Origin of the sequence: Sphingomonas sp. ACRSK (genome assembly GCF_022346685.1) — a bacterium.
Taxonomy (GTDB): Bacteria; Pseudomonadota; Alphaproteobacteria; order Sphingomonadales; family Sphingomonadaceae; genus Sphingomonas; species Sphingomonas molluscorum.
On sequence record NZ_JAKRNR010000001.1, the window covers coordinates 176,163 to 192,789 of the forward strand.

Annotated in this window: 17 protein-coding genes and 1 tRNA gene; 12 read left to right on the plus strand and 6 right to left on the minus strand. The window is 69.7% G+C overall.

Annotated elements, in window-relative coordinates; all coding sequences use genetic code 11:
• Positions 1-7 precede the first annotated feature (7 nt).
• Positions 8-988, minus strand: a complete 981-nt coding sequence (locus MHZ35_RS00885; RefSeq protein WP_239433962.1) for an NAD(P)H-dependent glycerol-3-phosphate dehydrogenase — start codon at positions 986-988, stop codon at positions 8-10.
• Positions 985-2,025: a tRNA (adenosine(37)-N6)-threonylcarbamoyltransferase complex transferase subunit TsaD gene (gene tsaD / locus MHZ35_RS00890; protein ID WP_239433963.1), complete on the minus strand. Its 1,041-nt coding sequence runs from the start codon at positions 2,023-2,025 to the stop codon at positions 985-987. The genes MHZ35_RS00885 and tsaD overlap by 4 nt, the downstream gene beginning before the upstream one ends.
• A gap of 81 nt (positions 2,026-2,106) precedes the next feature.
• Here tsaD and hemC point away from each other — a divergent pair, with 81 nt between their 5' ends.
• From hemC to MHZ35_RS00910, 4 genes are read left to right on the plus strand one after another with little or no spacing between them, the layout of a single operon-like run.
• Positions 2,107-3,033: a hydroxymethylbilane synthase gene (gene hemC / locus MHZ35_RS00895; RefSeq protein ID WP_239433964.1), complete on the plus strand. Its 927-nt coding sequence runs from the start codon at positions 2,107-2,109 to the stop codon at positions 3,031-3,033.
• On the plus strand, positions 3,030-3,704 hold the full coding sequence (locus MHZ35_RS00900) for a uroporphyrinogen-III synthase (protein WP_239433965.1): 675 nt from the start codon (positions 3,030-3,032) through the stop codon (positions 3,702-3,704). The genes hemC and MHZ35_RS00900 overlap by 4 nt, the downstream gene beginning before the upstream one ends.
• Before the next feature lie 31 nt (positions 3,705-3,735).
• Positions 3,736-4,695 carry a hypothetical protein gene (locus tag MHZ35_RS00905; protein WP_239433966.1) on the plus strand — a complete coding sequence of 320 codons (960 nt, stop codon included), beginning with the start codon at positions 3,736-3,738 and terminating at the stop codon, positions 4,693-4,695.
• Between the two features lie 14 nt (positions 4,696-4,709).
• Positions 4,710-5,894 carry an acyl-CoA dehydrogenase gene (locus MHZ35_RS00910; RefSeq protein ID WP_239433967.1) on the plus strand — a complete coding sequence of 395 codons (1,185 nt, stop codon included), beginning with the start codon at positions 4,710-4,712 and terminating at the stop codon, positions 5,892-5,894.
• A 302-nt stretch (positions 5,895-6,196) separates the two neighbouring features.
• Here the strand turns inward: MHZ35_RS00910 and MHZ35_RS00915 are convergent, their stop codons facing one another.
• The 3 genes from MHZ35_RS00915 to MHZ35_RS00925 all read right to left on the minus strand — a co-directional run bounded on the left by MHZ35_RS00915 (position 6,197) and on the right by MHZ35_RS00925 (position 7,737).
• A complete protein-coding gene (locus MHZ35_RS00915) occupies positions 6,197-6,727 on the minus strand; it encodes a gamma carbonic anhydrase family protein (protein ID WP_239433968.1) in 531 nt (176 codons plus the stop codon).
• Positions 6,728-6,736: 9 nt separating this feature from the next.
• Positions 6,737-7,540 (minus strand): DUF72 domain-containing protein, encoded by an 804-nt coding sequence (locus MHZ35_RS00920; RefSeq protein WP_239433969.1) that lies wholly within the window; start codon positions 7,538-7,540, stop codon positions 6,737-6,739.
• 122 nt (positions 7,541-7,662) lie between these two features.
• Positions 7,663-7,737: transfer RNA gene (locus MHZ35_RS00925), tRNA-Gly, on the minus strand.
• A 178-nt stretch (positions 7,738-7,915) separates the two neighbouring features.
• Between MHZ35_RS00925 and MHZ35_RS00930 the strand changes: the two genes are divergently transcribed.
• Genes MHZ35_RS00930 through MHZ35_RS00945 form a run of 4 tightly spaced genes read left to right on the plus strand, consistent with a single transcriptional unit; the run spans position 7,916 to position 9,993 of the window.
• A complete protein-coding gene (locus MHZ35_RS00930; RefSeq protein WP_239434019.1) occupies positions 7,916-8,818 on the plus strand; it encodes a tetratricopeptide repeat protein in 903 nt (300 codons plus the stop codon).
• Between the two features lie 4 nt (positions 8,819-8,822).
• A complete protein-coding gene (locus MHZ35_RS00935; protein WP_132882952.1) occupies positions 8,823-9,431 on the plus strand; it encodes an LON peptidase substrate-binding domain-containing protein in 609 nt (202 codons plus the stop codon).
• Entirely contained in the window at positions 9,428-9,607 is a 180-nt protein-coding gene (locus MHZ35_RS00940) for a Trm112 family protein (RefSeq protein ID WP_239433970.1), read from the plus strand. Before MHZ35_RS00935 ends, MHZ35_RS00940 begins: the two co-directional genes overlap by 4 nt.
• Positions 9,604-9,993, plus strand: a complete 390-nt coding sequence (locus tag MHZ35_RS00945; RefSeq protein ID WP_239433971.1) for a hypothetical protein — start codon at positions 9,604-9,606, stop codon at positions 9,991-9,993. Before MHZ35_RS00940 ends, MHZ35_RS00945 begins: the two co-directional genes overlap by 4 nt.
• A 110-nt stretch (positions 9,994-10,103) precedes the next feature.
• On the opposite strand, the gene MHZ35_RS00950 is transcribed toward MHZ35_RS00945, so the two are convergent.
• Positions 10,104-11,321 (minus strand): UbiH/UbiF/VisC/COQ6 family ubiquinone biosynthesis hydroxylase, encoded by a 1,218-nt coding sequence (locus MHZ35_RS00950; protein WP_239433972.1) that lies wholly within the window; start codon positions 11,319-11,321, stop codon positions 10,104-10,106.
• A 129-nt stretch (positions 11,322-11,450) separates the two neighbouring features.
• Here MHZ35_RS00950 and MHZ35_RS00955 point away from each other — a divergent pair, with 129 nt between their 5' ends.
• The 4 genes from MHZ35_RS00955 (at position 11,451) to ribA (ending at position 16,606) form a co-directional block, all read left to right on the plus strand.
• Positions 11,451-13,802: an FtsK/SpoIIIE family DNA translocase gene (locus MHZ35_RS00955; protein WP_239433973.1), complete on the plus strand. Its 2,352-nt coding sequence runs from the start codon at positions 11,451-11,453 to the stop codon at positions 13,800-13,802.
• Positions 13,803-13,881: 79 nt separating this feature from the next.
• The gene (locus tag MHZ35_RS00960) at positions 13,882-14,511 is read left to right on the plus strand and encodes a LolA family protein (protein ID WP_239433974.1); all 630 of its coding nucleotides are present in this window, start codon (positions 13,882-13,884) and stop codon (positions 14,509-14,511) included.
• Between the two features lie 236 nt (positions 14,512-14,747).
• Positions 14,748-15,545 carry an exodeoxyribonuclease III gene (locus MHZ35_RS00965; RefSeq protein WP_239433975.1) on the plus strand — a complete coding sequence of 266 codons (798 nt, stop codon included), beginning with the start codon at positions 14,748-14,750 and terminating at the stop codon, positions 15,543-15,545.
• Complete coding sequence (gene ribA / locus MHZ35_RS00970) at positions 15,542-16,606, plus strand: GTP cyclohydrolase II (protein WP_239433976.1); 1,065 nt, start codon at positions 15,542-15,544, stop codon at positions 16,604-16,606. The genes MHZ35_RS00965 and ribA overlap by 4 nt, the downstream gene beginning before the upstream one ends.
• The last annotated feature ends 21 nt before the right edge of the window (positions 16,607-16,627 follow it).

Sequence of the window (16,627 nt, forward strand, 5' to 3'; positions counted from 1 at the left end):
CACCGCGTCAGAAGCCTTCTTCGCGAAGCGGACGGGTCAGCAGCGCCTCGACCACCCGGCCCACGTCCGCCCCGTCCAGCAGCTGGCACACGGCTTCGGTGACCGGCATGTCCACGCCGGCGGCAGCCGCCGCTTGCGCCAGCACGGGCGCGGTATGGGCGCCCTCGGCCACGGTGCGGCGATCGGCGAGCAGGTCCTCCGCCGGGCGCCCCTGCCCCAGCCCCACGCCCAGCGAGAAGTTGCGGGAGCTCGTCGAGGAGCAGGTCAGCACCAGATCACCCAGCCCCGACAGCCCCGACAGCGTATCCGCCCGTGCGCCGCGCGCCAGGCCGAAGCGCGTCATCTCGGCAAAGCCGCGCGCGATCACCGCCGCCCGCGCATTCTGGCCGAGCCCTGCGCCCTCGACCACGCCGCACGCGATCGCCAGCACGTTCTTCACCGCGCCGCCCACCTCCGCGCCGACCACGTCGGTCGAGACATAGGGGCGCAGCGTCGGCTGGGCGATGGTCGCCGCCAATTGATGGGCAAGGGCGGCATCCTCGGCCGCCAGCGTCACGGCCGTCGGCAGCCCGGCCGCGACCTCGTGCGCAAAGGTCGGCCCAGACAGGACCGCCACCGGAGATCCGTCGACGGCCTCGCCCGCCACTTCGTGCAGGAACTTGAGGGTTCCCGCCTCGATCCCCTTGGAGCACAGGATCAGCGGCTGGCCGTGGCGCGGCAGGTCGGCGAGCACCGCGCGCATATGCTGCGCGGGCGTCACCACCAGCACCGCCTCCGCCTCCGCGGCCCAGGTGATGTCCCCGGTCGCCTCGATGCGGTCGGACAGGGTACGGCCGGGGAGGAACAGCGGGTTCTCGTGGGTCCCGTTGATAGCCTCCACCACCTCGGGCTCGCGGACCCACAGCCGCACGTCGTGGCCGCCGCTCGCCAGCACCTGCGCCAGCGCCGTGCCCCAGGCGCCGCCACCCAATACACCCAGCACGCTCATGCCTTCACCCCCGCGCCGCGCACGCGCTCCCCTTCCGGATCGAGCGGCCAGCGCGCCCGCGCCGGGACATCGAGCGGATCGGTCAGCCCCGCTTCGAATCGCTCGGCACCGGCCCAGGCGATCATCGCGGCATTGTCGGTGCACAGCCACAAAGGCGGCGCCACGAAGCGCAGGCCATGCTCGGCCGCCACCTGCTCCAGCGCGCCCCGCACCGCGCGATTGGCGGCGACTCCGCCGGCCACCACCAGCGCGGTCGGCGGCGCGATCCGGCCCAGCGCCCGCCGCGTGCGATCGACCAGGCAGTCGACCACCGCCTGCTGGAACGAGGCGGCGATGTCCGCCGTCGCATGGATGCCGGCATCGCGCGCCCGCAGCACCGCGCTTTTCAACCCCGCGAACGAGAAATGCGGCTCGCCCGATCCGACCAGCGGCCGCGGCAGCGGCACCGCACGGGGATCGCCGTCGGCCGCCGCCCGCTCCACCGCCGGCCCGCCGGGGAAGCCCAGCCCGAGCAGCTTGGCGGTCTTGTCGAACGCCTCGCCCGCGGCATCGTCGATGGTGGTCGCCAGCCGGCGGTAGGCGCCGACACCCTCCACCAGCAGCAGCTGGCAATGGCCGCCCGACACCAGCAGCAGCAGATAGGGAAATTGGAGATCCGGGTCGGCGAGTCTGGGGCTCAGCGCATGCCCTTCCAGATGGTTGACCGCGATCAGCGGCTTGCCCGCCGACAGCGCCAGCGCCTTGCCGGTTACCAGCCCCACCATGACCCCGCCGATCAGCCCCGGCCCCGCCGTCGCCGCGATGGCATCGACGTCGCTCAGCTTCACTCCCGCATCGGCCAGCGCCGCCTCTACCAGCGGCCCCAGCACCTCCACATGCGCACGCGCGGCAATCTCCGGCACGACCCCGCCGAAGGGGGCGTGATGCGCCTCCTGCCCGGCAAGCTTGTGCGACAAAATGGTGCGGTCGCCGCGGACCAGCGCGGCAGCGGTCTCGTCGCAGCTCGATTCGAGCCCGAGGATCAGGGGGGCGGACATGGCCCCGCTTCTATCCGCTCAGAGGTGGCTTGTCGAAGGGGCGGCTTGTCGAAGCGCGGCCGCTTGCCTACGCCAACCTCCATGGACACCGCTCCCCTCTTCCGTCTCGGAACGCGCGGATCGCCGCTGGCGATGGCGCAGGCGCACATGACCCGCGACGCGCTCGCCGCCGCCCATGGCTGGTCGCCCGAGCAGATCGCGATCGTTCCCATCCGCACCACCGGAGACCGCGTGCAGGACCGCGCACTCGCCGAGATCGGCGGCAAGGCGCTCTGGACCAAGGAACTCGACCGCGCGCTGCTGGAAGAGGAGATCGACGCCGCCGTCCATTCGATGAAGGACGTCGAGACGATCCGCCCGACCCGCATCGCCATCGCCGCGATGCTGCCCCGCGCCGATGTCCGCGACCGCATCCTCGGCGTCGCCGCGCTCGCGGACCTGCCGCAGGGCGCAATCGTCGGCACCAGCTCGCCGCGCCGCGCTGCCCAGGTGCTCCGCCATCGCCCCGACGCAAAGATCGTGCTGTTCCGCGGCAACGTCGAGACGCGCCTCGCCAAGCTCGCCGCCGGAGAAGTGGACGCCACGCTGCTCGCCTCGGCCGGGCTGGTGCGGCTCGGCCGCGAAGACGTGGGCACCCCGGTGCCGCTCGACGTGATGCTGCCCGCCCCGTCGCAGGGCGCCGTCGGCATCGAGGTGCGGGCCGAGGATGCGCGCGCCCGCGAACTCATCGGCGCCATCAGCCACGCCGACACCCGCGCGGCGGTGTCGGCCGAGCGCGCGCTGCTGGAGGCACTTGGCGCCGACTGCCACTCCCCCGTCGCGGCGCTCGCCACGATCGAGGGCAACCGCCTGACGCTGCGCGCGGAACTCTATGCGCACGACGGCAGCGCGCATGTGACCGGATCGACGGAAGGGTCGGTCGGCGACGTCGCTCTGGCACCGGCTCTCGCGCAAGACCTGCTCGCCCGCGCCCCCGATAGCGTGCGGCGGCTGTTCGCCGGCGAATGAGCCGCCCCCTCGCGGTGCTGCGCCCGGAACCCGGCGCATCGGCCACCGTCGAGCGGATCACCGCTGCCGGCTACCAGACGCTGCGCACGCCATTGTTTCACGTGGAGCAACGAGGATGGCCGCCGGTTGCCGCATCGGACCACGACGCGCTCGTCCTGACCAGCGCGAACACGGTTCGGCACGCGGGGCGTCAGCTCGCCGATCTGGCCATGCTCCCGGTCTGGGCAGTCGGAGAAGCGACCGCCCGGGCTGCCGCAGCCGTCGGCTTGAGCGTCGTTCGGGTCGGGACGGAGGGGGCCAAGACGCTCCTCGACGCCGCCTGGGCGGCCGGCGTTCGTCGCGCCCTGTGGCTGGGCGGCGAGTCCCTCCGCCTCACCGAGCATCCCGCCGTCTCGCGCATGGTCGCGGTCTACGCCAGCACGCCGCTGGCCCCGTCACCGGACGCGGTTCGCCGCCTCGCCGGCAGCGTCGCCCTGGTCCACTCCCCTCGCGCCGCCGAGCGGCTCCGGCACGTGCTTGCCGAAGCCGGAGTGGCCCTCTCCGCCCTGCGGCTCGCCGCGATCAGCCCCGCGGCTGCCGAGGCGGCCGGAGACGGCTGGGACGCGGTCGCCGTCGCCGCGGTTCCCACCGATCCGGCGCTGGTTGCGGCTGCAATCCGCCTCGCCGATTGACCGCGCGCACCGCCGCGAGGATAAGGACGCCATGACGATGGAAACGGCGACCTCCGCCACGGGGGCTCCCCGCAAGCCGCGCGGGAACACCATGCTGTGGATCGCGCTCCTCGCCTTTGTGCTCGGATTGGCGGCCATGGCCGGCCTGGTCCACCGCTTCGGCGCCTGGATCGGCCTTGGTCCCGCGGCCACCCCACCTGTGGTCCAGAGCACGCCGCTGCCTGCCACCCCGCAGAACGCCGCCCCGCCGGCGCAGCGCCCGGCCGACATCGCCACGCTCTCGCAGCGCGAGCAGGTGCTCGCCGCACACATCGCGGAGCTCGAGGCGCGGCTCGCCAATGTCGACACCAGCTCGCGGGTCGCCTCCGGCTTCGCGACCCGCGCCGAGGGGCTGCTGGTCGCCTTCGCCGCGCGCCGCGCGCTCGATCGCGGCCTGGCGCTCGGCTATATCGAGGACCAGCTGCGCCAGCGTTTCGCCGCGGCCGAGCCGCAGGCGGTGGCGACCGTCATCGCCGCCGCGCGCCAGCCGGTGACGCTGGAAGACCTCCGCCTTGCCCTCGGTACGATCGCGCCCAAGCTCTCGGGCGGCGGTCCGGACGAAAGCTGGTGGCAGGGCATCCGCCGCGAACTGTCGCAGCTGATCATCATCCGCCAGGATGCGAGCCCCAGCATGCTGCCGGCCGACCGGCTCGCCCGCGCGCGCCGGCGACTGGACGCCGCCCAGGTCGAAGGCGCGCTGGCCGAAATCGCGCGCATGCCCGGTGCCGCCAATGCGCAAAGCTGGATGGATGCGGCCCGCCGCTACATCGCCGCGCGCCAGGCTCTGAATGCGATCGAGACGGTGGCGATCCAGGGCGGCGGCACCTTGTCCGTGCCGCCGGCGCCGCTTCCGGTGTCGCCCGCCACCCAGCCCGCAGCGGACGAAGCGGCGCCGGCCGCTTCCGATCCCGTCCAGGACGACGAAGCCGGCTTGAACCAGACCGGCGCCTGAAGAAGGAGGCGGCAATGGCCGACATGGGCCGGTTCGACTGGGCAGACCCCTTCGGGCTCGACGCGCAGCTGACCGACGAGGAACGACTCGTCCGCGACACCGCCCAGGCCTATGCCCAGGACAAGCTGCTGCCGCGGGTCACCCAGGCCTATCTGAACGAAGACTTCGACCGCGGCATCCTGCACGAGATGGGGGCTCTGGGCCTGCTCGGCGCGACCATTCCGGCCGAATATGGCGGCGCCGGCCTCGGCTATGTCTCCTACGGCCTGGTCGCGCGCGCGGTGGAGGCGGTGGACTCCGGCTATCGCTCGGCGATGAGCGTGCAGTCGAGCCTCGTGATGCACCCGATCCACGCCTATGGCTCGGAAGCGCAGCGGCGGCAGTACCTGCCGAACCTCGCCAGCGGCGAATGGGTCGGCTGCTTCGGCCTCACCGAGCCCGATGCCGGCTCAGACCCCGGTGGCATGCGCACCCGCGCAGAGGCGATCGATGGCGGCTATCGCCTGTCGGGTACCAAAACCTGGATCACCAACGCGCCGATCGCGGACGTGTTCGTGATCTGGGCGAAGTCCGATGCGCATGGCGGCAAGATCCGCGGCTTCCTGCTGGACAAGGGGCTCGAGGGCCTGTCCGCGCCCAGGATCGAGGGCAAACTGTCGCTGCGCGCCTCGGTCACCGGTGAGGTCGTCATGGACGGTGTCGAAGTCGGCGAGGACGCGCTGCTTCCCGATGTCGAGGGGCTGAAAGGGCCGTTCGGCTGCCTCAACCGCGCCCGCTACGGCATCGGCTGGGGCGCGATGGGCGCGGCCGAGGCGTGCTTCCACGCGGCGCGCACCTATACGCTCGATCGGCACCAGTTCGGCGTGCCCCTCGCCTCCAAGCAGCTGGTGCAGATCAAGCTCGCCGACATGGAGACGGAGATCGCGCTCGGCCTTCAGGCGGCGCTGCGCTGCGGCCGCATGTTCGATGACGGCACCCTCGCGCCCGAGGCGATCTCGCTGCTCAAGCGCAACAACTGCGGCAAGGCGCTGGCCATCGCCCGGGTCGCCCGCGACATGCACGGCGGCAACGGCATCTCCGCCGAATTTCACGTGCTGCGGCACGCGATCAACCTGGAGACCGTGAACACCTATGAAGGCACGCACGACGTCCACGGCCTGATTCTGGGCCGCGCGATCACGGGGATCGCGGCGTTCTAATCGGGCCCGAGATTCCGCCTCTCCATTCCTCTCGAGTAGGGATCGAGCTTGTCGAGAGCCCGTATCGAGAGAGCCGCGAGCACTAACCTCTCGATACGCCATCTCGACAAGCTCGATGGCTACTCGAGGCGAACGGTAAGAGGGGAAGATCGAGAGGCCCACCCCGACTGTTGATCCGTCATCCCGTTCTACCCTGTCCTACTCGGCTCCGCGCTGGCACACCGAGTCGCGTGGTCAGGAAAGGGCAGGTCAAAGATGCGTTCGAGCCTCAACTTCCTCAACTTCGTCCCAGACTGGCACGCTCATTCGATTCGCGTCAGCCCCTGTGCGTATCGCCGCTGGCGCTCCGCATAGTCGTCCGCCGAGCGGCGCAGGCGGGCGATCGCCACCTCGTCCAGGCTCCGCACCACCCGCGCGGGGCTGCCCACGATCAGGCTGCCCGGCGGGAAGACCTTGTCCTCCGTCACCAGCGCCCCCGCCCCCACCAGCGATCCGGCGCCGATGACCGCGCGATTGAGCACGATCGCCCCCATGCCGATCAGCACATCGTCCTCGATCGTACAGCCGTGAAGGATCGCATGATGGCCGACGGTCACCCCCGCCCCAACCGTCAGCGGGCTTCCCGGATCGGAATGGAGCATCGCCCCTTCCTGAATGTTGGTGCGGTCGCCGATCAGGATCGGCGTGTTGTCGGCACGAATCACGGCACCGAACCAAACGCCCACCTCGCGCCCCAGCCGCGCGTCGCCGATCACGTCGGCCGAGGGTGCGACCCAGCTCGATCCGTCCTCGGGCAGCTGCGGCGCCAGCCCGTCGATTGCGTAGAGCGGCATGCGTCCCCCTCAGCCCGTTCGCGCGATCAGCGCCTGTGCGGCCGCGGGCGCGCGTACCTTGGCGCCATTGATGCAGAAGACGAAGGTGTCGCGCGGCTCCACCGGCGGCGGCGCGGCGTCGACATAAGGCAGCCCTTCCGGCACCCCGCCCGCAGCCCAGGTCTGCGCGGCCTTGGCCCAGCGGTCGAGCGCTGCGGGCGCATAGCCCTCCGGTTCCGCCTCCTCGGCCGCTTCCAGCCGCGCATAGACGAAGTCGGCGGTCACATCGGCGATCGCGGGATAGTTCGCCGAATCGGCGAACACGATCGCCACATGCGCATCGCGCGCCATCGCCACGAAATCCGGTACCGCGAAGCTTGCATGACGCACCTGCACCGCATGCCGCAGCGCCACGCCCTCATGCTTCTCGGGCAGCAGCCGCAGGAACGCAGAAAAATCCTCTGCATCGAACTGCTTGGTGGCCATGAACTGCCACAGGATCGGCCCGAGCTTGTCCCCGAGTTCGAGAATCCCCTGGTTCAGGAACCGCTGGATCGATTCGCCCGCTTCCGCGAGCACCTTGCGATTCGTGACATAGCGCGATCCCTTGACCGCGAAGACGAAGCCATCGGGTGCCGTCTTGGCCCAGCTGGCGAAGCTCGCCGGCTTCTGGCTGCCGTGATAGGTCGCGTTGATCTCGATCGCAGCGAGCGCGCGCGACGCGAACTCCAGCTCGCGCTTCTGCGCCAGCCCCTCCGGATAGAAGGTGCCGCGCCACGGCGGAAAGCTCCATCCGCCGATCCCGACCCGCACCGTGGCGCTGCTGTTCGTCATGCCGCTCTCCTGCACCGCTGGAATGCGGAGCTAGGACGCGGCAAGAGGACGGCGCAAGCCGTTCCGGCTAATGCCGGTATCGCATCGATGCTGGTGAATGGGTCCACCTCTTGGTGGACGACTGGAGCGGGCGAAGGGATTCGAACCCTCGACCCCAACCTTGGCAAGGTTGTGCTCTACCCCTGAGCTACGCCCGCTCTCTGGCGTTTCGCCGGTGTGCCCCGGCGAGGTGGGGCAACTAGCAGCGACTTTTAGACCCGACAACCCCCTTCTTGCACTTTTTCGAAAAGACTTGGCCTGCCGCATCCCAGCGCCCACATAGGCGACCGAAACTGACCGCAATCGCAACAGGAGCACGCCTTGGCCACGCTTGGACTGTCCGCCGCCGAGAAGGAGGCCGTGGAAGCCTTCCGCCGCGACGTCGTCGAACCGTCGATGACCAAGCTGGTGATCATCGATTTCTGGGCGGAATGGTGCGGGCCGTGCAAGGCGCTCGGCCCCGTGCTCGAAAAGGTCGCCGCCGCCTATGCCGACAAGGGCGTGGTGCTGGCCAAGATCGACACCGACAAGAACCAGTTCATCGCCTCGCAATTCCAGGTGCGGTCGATCCCCACCGTCTATGCGATGTTCCAGGGCCAGCTGGTCGCCGACCTCACCCAGGCGCGTACCGAGAGCCAGCTCAAGGGCATGCTCGACCAGATCCTGCGCCAGCTGCCGGTGGAGCCCGGTGCCGCGGGCGAAGATGCCGGTGCCGATATCGAGCCCCTCGTCCAGATGGGCGAGGAGGTTCTCGCCGGCGGCGATGCCGAGCGGGCGCTGTCGATTTTCGATCAGGTTGCCGAGATTGCCCCCGAGCATGCCGGCGTCGCCATCGGCCGCGTCCGTGCGCTGATGGCGCTCGGCCGCAACGAGGAGGCAGAGGCCGCGATCGCTGCCCTTCCTGCCGAGGCCGCGAAGAACCCGGAGGTCGAGCGCGCCCGTGCCGCCCTTGCGCTGGCGCGCGAAGCGCAGCCGGTGGACGATCTCGCCGGCCTGGCCGCCGAGGTGGCCGCCAATCCGGAGGAGCTCGACGCGCGCTTCCGGCTCGCCGGCGGGCAGATGGCGGCAGGCGACCGCGATTCGGCCGCAGCCACGCTGCTGTCGATCATCGCTGCCGACCGCGAATGGAACGAGGGCGCTGCCCGCCAGCAGCTGTTGAAGCTCTTCGAAGCCGTCGGCTTGGAAGACCCGTGGGTATCGGCACAGCGCCGCAAGCTCTCCGCCGTCCTGTTCGGCTGAGCGAATGGCGACCCGCGTCTCGATCTTCCCGCTTTCGGGCGCGCTGCTGTTTCCAGGCATGCACCTGCCGCTGCACATCTTCGAGCCGCGCTACCGGGCGATGGTGTCCGACGCCCTCGCCCGCGATCGGCGGATCGGCATGATCCAGCCGCGCGGGGACGGCGAGCGCCCGGCGTTGTTCGGCATGGGCTGCGTCGGCCAGATCATCGACGTGGAGGCGTTGCCCGACGGCCGCTTCGACATCGTGCTGGAAGGCCTTGCGCGCTTCCGCGTGCTCCAGGAGCTCGATGTGGCGACCCCATTCCGGCAGGTGGAGGCGGAACTGCTTCCGAACCAGCCCAGCGGCACGCTCGCGATCGCAGAGCGCGCCTCGCTGGAGATGGAGTCCCGCCGCTTCGCCGAGGTGCAGGGCTATGCGGTCGACTGGGAATCGGTGTCGCGCCTCGACGACGAGACGCTGGTGAACGGCATCGCCCAGATCGCACCGTTCGATCCCGCGTCCAAGCAGGCGCTGCTGGAGGCGGACACGCTGTCGGGACGCGCAGAACTGATCGTGCAGCTGATGCAGTTCTTCGGCCGGCACGGCGACGAAGAAGGCAGGACCCTGCAATGATCAAGACGCTCGACCCCTGGCTGCTCTCGATCCTGGTGTGCCCGGTAACGCGCACGCCGCTGCGCTGGGACGAGGATGCGCAGGAACTCATCTCGGAGGCGGCAGGGCTCGCCTATCCCGTCCGCGACGGCGTCCCCGTCATGCTGGTCGAGGAAGCCCGCCCGCTCGACGCATGAGCGACGCGGACCTGAGCGGCGTCTGGCTCGGCATCTTCAACTATCCCGAGGATCTGCCGGCCACCAGCTTCCGCGCGACGCTCACGGACACGGGCGGACGGCTGGGCGGCACCATCGAGGAGATCGACGCGGTGATCCTGGTCGGGCGCCACCTCACCTCCGCGGTCGACGGCACCCGCGATGGCCGGGCGGTGCGCTTCACCAAATTCTACGCGCCCGTGAGCGAGGACTATGACGTTGTCGAATATCGCGGGACGGTGAACGCGGAAGGCGACGAGATCACCGGCAGCTGGCAGGTACCCGGCGCCTGGGGCGGAAGCTTCATCATGACGCGGCCGCAAGCGGCGCCCGCACAGGCCGAGCAACGCGACGCGGCGGAACGGTAGCCGCTCCTTTGAACCAACCGTGCTCCTGCGCAGGCAGGAGCCCAGGGTTACTGATCGCTGCGTTCGTGGCTCTGGGCTCCTGCCTGCGCAGGAGCACGGGTACCGCAGTGTCAGGCCAGCTCGCCCTGCAACAGCTTCGGCAGCTGCCCCGTCTCGCCGCGGGCCTCGGCCATGAAGCGCGCCTTGAGCGGCGGGATGCGATCGACCGCGGAGAGCCCGAACCGGCGCACCGCGCTCGCGGTCTTGCCGGGAATTCCGAACAGCCGGGTGAGCCCGTCCGTCGCCGTCGCCACCGCCAGCGTGTCGAGCCCGCGCCAATGGCCGTAGCGCTTGAGCAGGTGCGGGTCGCCCAGGTCCATGCCCAGCCGCTTGCCCTCGACCAGCACCTCCACCAGCGCGGCCACGTCGCGCAGCCCCAGGTTGAGTCCCTGTCCGGCGATCGGGTGGATGCCGTGCGCCGCGTCGCCCACCAGCGCCAGCCGGTCGGCGGTGATCGTCGCGGCATGGTGGAAGCCGAGCGGATAGCTCGATCGCGGCGACAGCGGCCCCAGATGCCCCAGGAACCCGCCCATCCGCTTGGATGCCTCGGCCAGCCAGCCGCGATCCGACAGCTTGAGCAGCCCCGGCGCGTCCTTGGCATCGACCGTCCAGACGATCGCCGAACGATGGCCGTTGGCGTCGTCGTTCATCGGCAGGATCGCGAACGGACCCGCCGGATAGAAGATCTCGTAGGCGACGTTCTCGTGGCTGTGCTCGTGGTTGAGCGTCGCGATCATCGCGACATGGTCATAGCTCCAGCGCGCCGTCCGGATCCGCGCTGCCTCGCGCGTCGGGGAATTGCGCCCCTCGGCCGCAATCAGCAGCGGCGCGGTGAGCGTATCGCCCTTGTCGGTCACCACCGTCACCCCGTTGGGGCCCCGGTCGACCGACACCGCACGCGTGCGCATCCGCAGGTCCACGCCCGGCGCGGCCTCTGCCGCCTCCAGCAGCGCGCGGCGGATCGCCTTGTTCTCGTACATGACGCCGAGCGGCGGCGCGTCGGCATCGGGAACGAAGTCGAGCGCGCCGGGTGCCAGACCGTCGGTCGCGCGGATCGCCCGGATCGGGCAGCCCTTGCCCTCCAGCTGCTGCGCGATGCCCAGCGCCTCGAACATGCGATGACTCGCGCTTGCGATCGCCGAGGCGCGGCCGTCGAAGCCGGGGGCGAGGATCACCGCCGGATCGGCGGGATCGATCACGATCGCGGTGAGGCCATGGGCGGCGAGTGCGACGGCGAGCGTGCTGCCCACCAGTCCGCCGCCGAGGATAAGGACGTCCGCTTGCTGCATGGCCGCCGGTGTAGTGCGGAAAGCCGCCCGCGCAAAGGGCCGGGCCGATTGCCGCCGCCTTGACGGCGGAGTCGGCGCGCGCGATGCATCTTGCCGGTTTTTCTAAGATATTCGAGCGGGAAGAAGGTCATGGCCAGCCAGGCGCAACCGATGGTGTGGCGCGACGCGATGCGCGCGGGGGCCGTTCGCAGCGGTGCGATGATCGGCGCAGCGGCGCTGTTCGTGCTGATGCTGCTCGTCGCGGTGGCGCTGGTCACCTATCACCCGAGCGACCCGTCGCTGAACACCGCCGCCGGTGCCACCATCGGCAATCGCGTGGGCGCACCCGGTGCCTATGTCGCGGACCTGCTGCTGACGATCTTCGGCGTGGCGGTCGGGCTGCTGATTCCGCTCGGCATCATCATCGCGGTCCGCCTGTGGCGCGACGTGCCCGTCGGCCGCTGGGGCGCGATGCTGCGCGATTGCGTGCTGGGCGTCGCGCTGATGGGCACTGCCCTCTCCTTCGTCTCGCACGAGGCGGTGACGGCGCTCCCCGGCGGCTGGGGAGGCGTGGTCGGCTGGTCGCTCGCCTCGCTCCTCCAGGCGTTGATCGGGTTCCTTCCCGATGCAACGGCGGTGCTGTGGACCCAGCGGGTCGTGGGCCTTCTGGTCGGCGTAGCAGGCGTGGTGCTGTGGGGCCGCGGCATGACGATCGAGCTGCCCGCCGGCGCGCTCCGCCTGCCCCGCCGCAGCGCCGCCGCGGACCTGGTCGACGGCGAGGACGAGGAAGAGGCGATGCCGCTCGCCGGCAGCCGCCGCATTGCGGTCGATCCCGACGACGCCGAAGACCTTCCCTTCGAGCCCCGCCCACGCAAGCTCGCGGAGCCCGAACGCCGCCCGCCGCCGACGATCGAGGACCGCGTCGCCGCGCCCTCGCCGGCCGCGCAGCCCAAGTCGACGCAGCAGTCGCTCGACCTGAGAGACAATTTCGAGCTGCCGTCGATCGAGCTGCTCGCCCCGCCCCCGCCCAACAGCGGCCCTTCGGTGGACAAGGCGGCATTGGAGCGCAACGCGCGCCTGCTCGAAAGCGTGCTGGACGACTTCAACGTCAAGGGCGCGATCGTGAAGGTCTCGCCGGGCCCCGTCGTCACCATGTATGAGCTGGAACCGGCGCCGGGCATCAAGGCGAGCCGCGTGATCCAGCTTGCCGACGACATCGCGCGCAACATGTCGGCGATCTCCGCCCGTGTCGCCACCATCCCCGGCCGCACCGTGATCGGCATCGAGCTGCCGAACGCGCGCCGCGAGACGGTGAACCTGCACGAACTGATGGCGAGCCAGAGCTTCGCCGACCAGAATGCGCAGCTGCCGATCGTGCTGGGCAAGAACATCGCCGGCGATCCTGTCGTCGCCGATTTGGCCCCCATGCCGCACTTGCTGGTCGCCGGCACCACCGGCTCGGGCAAGTCGGTGGGCCTGAACTGCATGATCCTGTCGCTGCTCTACCGGCTGACGCCGAACCAGTGCCGGATGATCATGATCGACCCCAAGATGCTGGAACTCAGCATGTACAAGGGCATCCCCCACCTGCTCGCCGACGTGGTGACCGATCCGCCCAAGGCGGTGCGCGCGCTCAAATGGGCGGTCGAGACGATGGAGGACCGCTATCGCATGATGGCGTCGGTCAACGTCCGTTCGCTGGGCAGCTTCAACGAAAAGGTCCGCGCCGCCAAGGCCAAGGGGCAGAAGCTCGGGCGCAAGGTCCAGACCGGCTACCACCCGGAAACCGGGCAGCCGATGTACGAGGAGGAGACGCTCGACCTGCAGCCGCTGCCGCAGATCGTGGTGATCGTCGACGAGCTCGCCGACCTGATGATGACCGCGGGCAAGGAAGTCGAGTTCCTGATCCAGCGCCTGGCGCAAAAGGCCCGCGCCGCCGGCATCCACCTGATCATGGCGACGCAGCGCCCGTCGGTCGACGTCATCACCGGCGTCATCAAGGCGAACCTGCCGACCCGAATCTCCTTCCACGTCACGTCCAAGATCGATTCGCGCACCATCCTGGGCGAGCAGGGCGCCGAGCAGCTGCTGGGCCGCGGCGACATGCTCTACATGCCCGGCGGCAAGCAGCTCGCGCGCGTTCACGGCCCGTTCGTGTCCGACGACGAGGTGCAGGCCGTGGCCGACTTCTGGCGCTCGCAGGGCGAGCCCGACTACATCGACGCGGTCACCAACGATCCCGGCGAGGACGGCGGCTTCAGCCTGGATGGTGCCCCCACCGGCGACGACAGCCCCGAGGACCAGCTCTATCGCAAGGCGTGCCAGCTCGTAGCCGAGAGCCAGAAGGCTTCTACCTCCTGGCTGCAGCGCCAGTTGCGCGTCGGCTACAACTCGGCCGCCCGCTTGATCGAGCGCATGGAGAAGGAAGGGCTCGTCTCGCGTCCGGACCATGTCGGCCGGCGCGAGGTGCTGATGGATCCGGACGGCAGGCCACTGGCCTGAGGCGGCGGCAATCCGGCTGAACGCCAGGAAACCGGCGAGTTCACGACGCGTTCAATCCCCCACGCCTAATCCTGGCCCCATGATCTGGAGACGACCCATTCGCTTTCTCGCCCCCGCCGCCGCGATCGCGCTTGCCGCGCCCGTCGCCGTGCACGCGCAGGCCCCTGTCACGCTCGCGACCGTGCAGCAGCATCTGGCGCAGACCAACTCGATGACGGCCGCGTTCACCCAGACCGACCGCGCGGGCAAGGTGCTGACCGGAACGCTGACCCTCAAGAAGCCCGGCAAGATCCGCTTCCAATATGAGAAGGGCGTGCCGATCCTGGTGGTGTCGGACGGCAAGTCCTTGTACTTCCTGGATTATCAGGTCGGACAGAAGCAGCGTTGGCCGATCGGGAACTCGCCGCTCGGCATCCTGCTCGATCCGTCGCGCGACGCATCGCGCTATGCCCGCGTGCTTCCGGAGAGCGACTCCCGCGTCGTGAGCGTCGAGGCCTATGATCCCAAGCATCCGGAATATGGCCGAATCACCCTGATCTTCGCGCGCAACGCCTCGGCACCCGCCGGGCTGATGCTCCAGGGCTGGGTGACGCTCGACGCGCAGAACAACCGCACGACGATCCGCTTGTCCAACCAGCGGTTCAACGTGCCGGTCGCGGACAGCGCGTTCCGCTTCAACGAGCCGCGCCGCGGCACCAACCGCCGCTGAACGAATTCTTTCGATCCATTCATTCTGGCGACAGCTTTCACCCTTTAGAGGGTGTCTTGCGGAGTTGAGGCGCGTCCGGGATTTTCCCCCCTGTTGCCCGGGTTCTCAATTCCTGCCTGCGTGACGAACGCTAGGTCGGCCCTCGTTCCATGCCCCCGGAACGAGGGCCTTTCCATTTCTGCGACAAACGCGCCGCGCTCTGGCGCCTTCCGGTCCCCATCGCTACATCGCGGGCGATGACTGCGCCTCTTTCGATCGCCTCGTGGAACATCAACTCGGTTCGTTTCCGGATGGAGATCGTCGAGCGGTTCCTGCGGGAAATTTCGCCCGATATCCTGTGTCTTCAGGAAACCAAGGTGGTGAACGAGGATTTCCCGCACGCACCGTTCCGTGCCCTCGGTTACACCCATATCGCGATCAACGGCCAGCGGATGCACCATGGCGTCGCGATCCTCAGCCGCGTGCCGCTGGTGGAGGACGACCGGCTCGACTGGCAGGCCAATGGCGAGGCGCGGCACATCGGCGTGCGCCTGGAAAACGGGCTTCGGCTCGAGAACGTCTACATCCCCGCCGGCGGTGACGTGCCGGACCGGGAGGTGAACCCCAAGTTCGGCCAGAAGCTCGATTTTCTGGAACGGATGACGCGCTGGTCGGAAGGCTTGTCCGGCATTCCCACGCTGCTGGTCGGCGACTTCAACGTCGCCCCGCTCGAAAGCGACGTCTGGAGCCACAAGGCACTGCTCGACGTGGTGAGCCATACGCCGATCGAGATCGAGGCGCTGGCGCGCCTACAGGCGGCGAACGACTGGGTAGACCTTGGTCGCCACTTCGCACCGGCCCCCGAGCGGCTGTTCACCTGGTGGAGCTATCGCGCAAAGGATTGGGCAGCCTCCGATCGCGGCCGCCGGCTCGATCACATGTGGGCGAGCCGCGACATCGCTGCCAAGGCCACCGGCCACAAGGTGTTCGAGCATTGCCGCAGCTGGCTGAAGCCCAGCGACCATATCCCGATCCTCACCGAGTTTGCGCTTTGACCGACCCTCGCGCCGTTGCCCGCGCGATCGACGCGCTGCGTCGGGGCTGGCCCGTTGCGATCCGCGGCGCCGAGGCAGCCATCACCGTGCTGGCAATCGAGACCGCCGACCCGCTGCGGCTCGCCGCCTTTGATCCGGATGCAACCGCGTCCGTACTGCTCTCCGCCGGTCGCGCCGGCACGCTGAAGCTCGCCAACCAGCGCGACGCCGCCGTTCCGGATTCGCCGGTGCTGGTTGACCGCGCACCTTGGCTCGACTTCGCGGCCGCGACCGCGCTCGCCGATCCGCAGCTCGACCTTGCAACTCCCCTCAAGGGTCCGTTCCACGCGATCCCACTCCCCTCGCCTGATGCCGCGCAGACCGCGTTGCAGCTCGCGCGGCTGGCGGGGGTGCTGCCCGCCTTCTTCCTTCGTTTAGGCCAGGAGACCGGCGCGGAAGCCGTGACGCCCGCGGACGTCGCAGCGCATGAGGATCCCGCCCGGCTCGCCATTGCCACCCGCGCGCGCCTGCCGGTTGCCGGTGCGGAGATGGCCGAGATCGTCGCCTTCCGGACGCCGGAGTCGCCCGGCGAGCATATCGCGCTGCTGATCGGCACGCCCGATGGTCAGCCGCCGCTGGTGCGACTGCACAGCGAATGCCTGACCGGGGATGCGCTCGGCAGCCTCAAGTGCGACTGCGGTCCCCAGCTGGACGCGGCGATCGCCGCGATTGCGGAGAGTGGCTGGGGAATCCTGCTCTATCTGCGCCAGGAGGGACGCGGCATCGGCCTGGTCAACAAGCTGCGTGCTTATGCGCTTCAGGACCAGGGGTTTGACACGGTGGACGCCAACACGCGGCTGGGCTTCGCCATCGACGCCCGCGATTTCCGCACCGCCGGACGCATGCTCCAGCTGCTCGGCCAGCGGCAGATCCGCCTGCTGACCAACAATCCGGCCAAGGTTGCCGCGCTCGAGGCCGCCGGGGTTACGGTCGCCGAGCGCGTGCGCCATGCGCTCCCGCCCAATCCCCATAACGAACGCTATCTCGCCACCAAACGCGATCGCACCGGCCACCAGCTATAAGCTTAGGCTGAGGCGAACCGC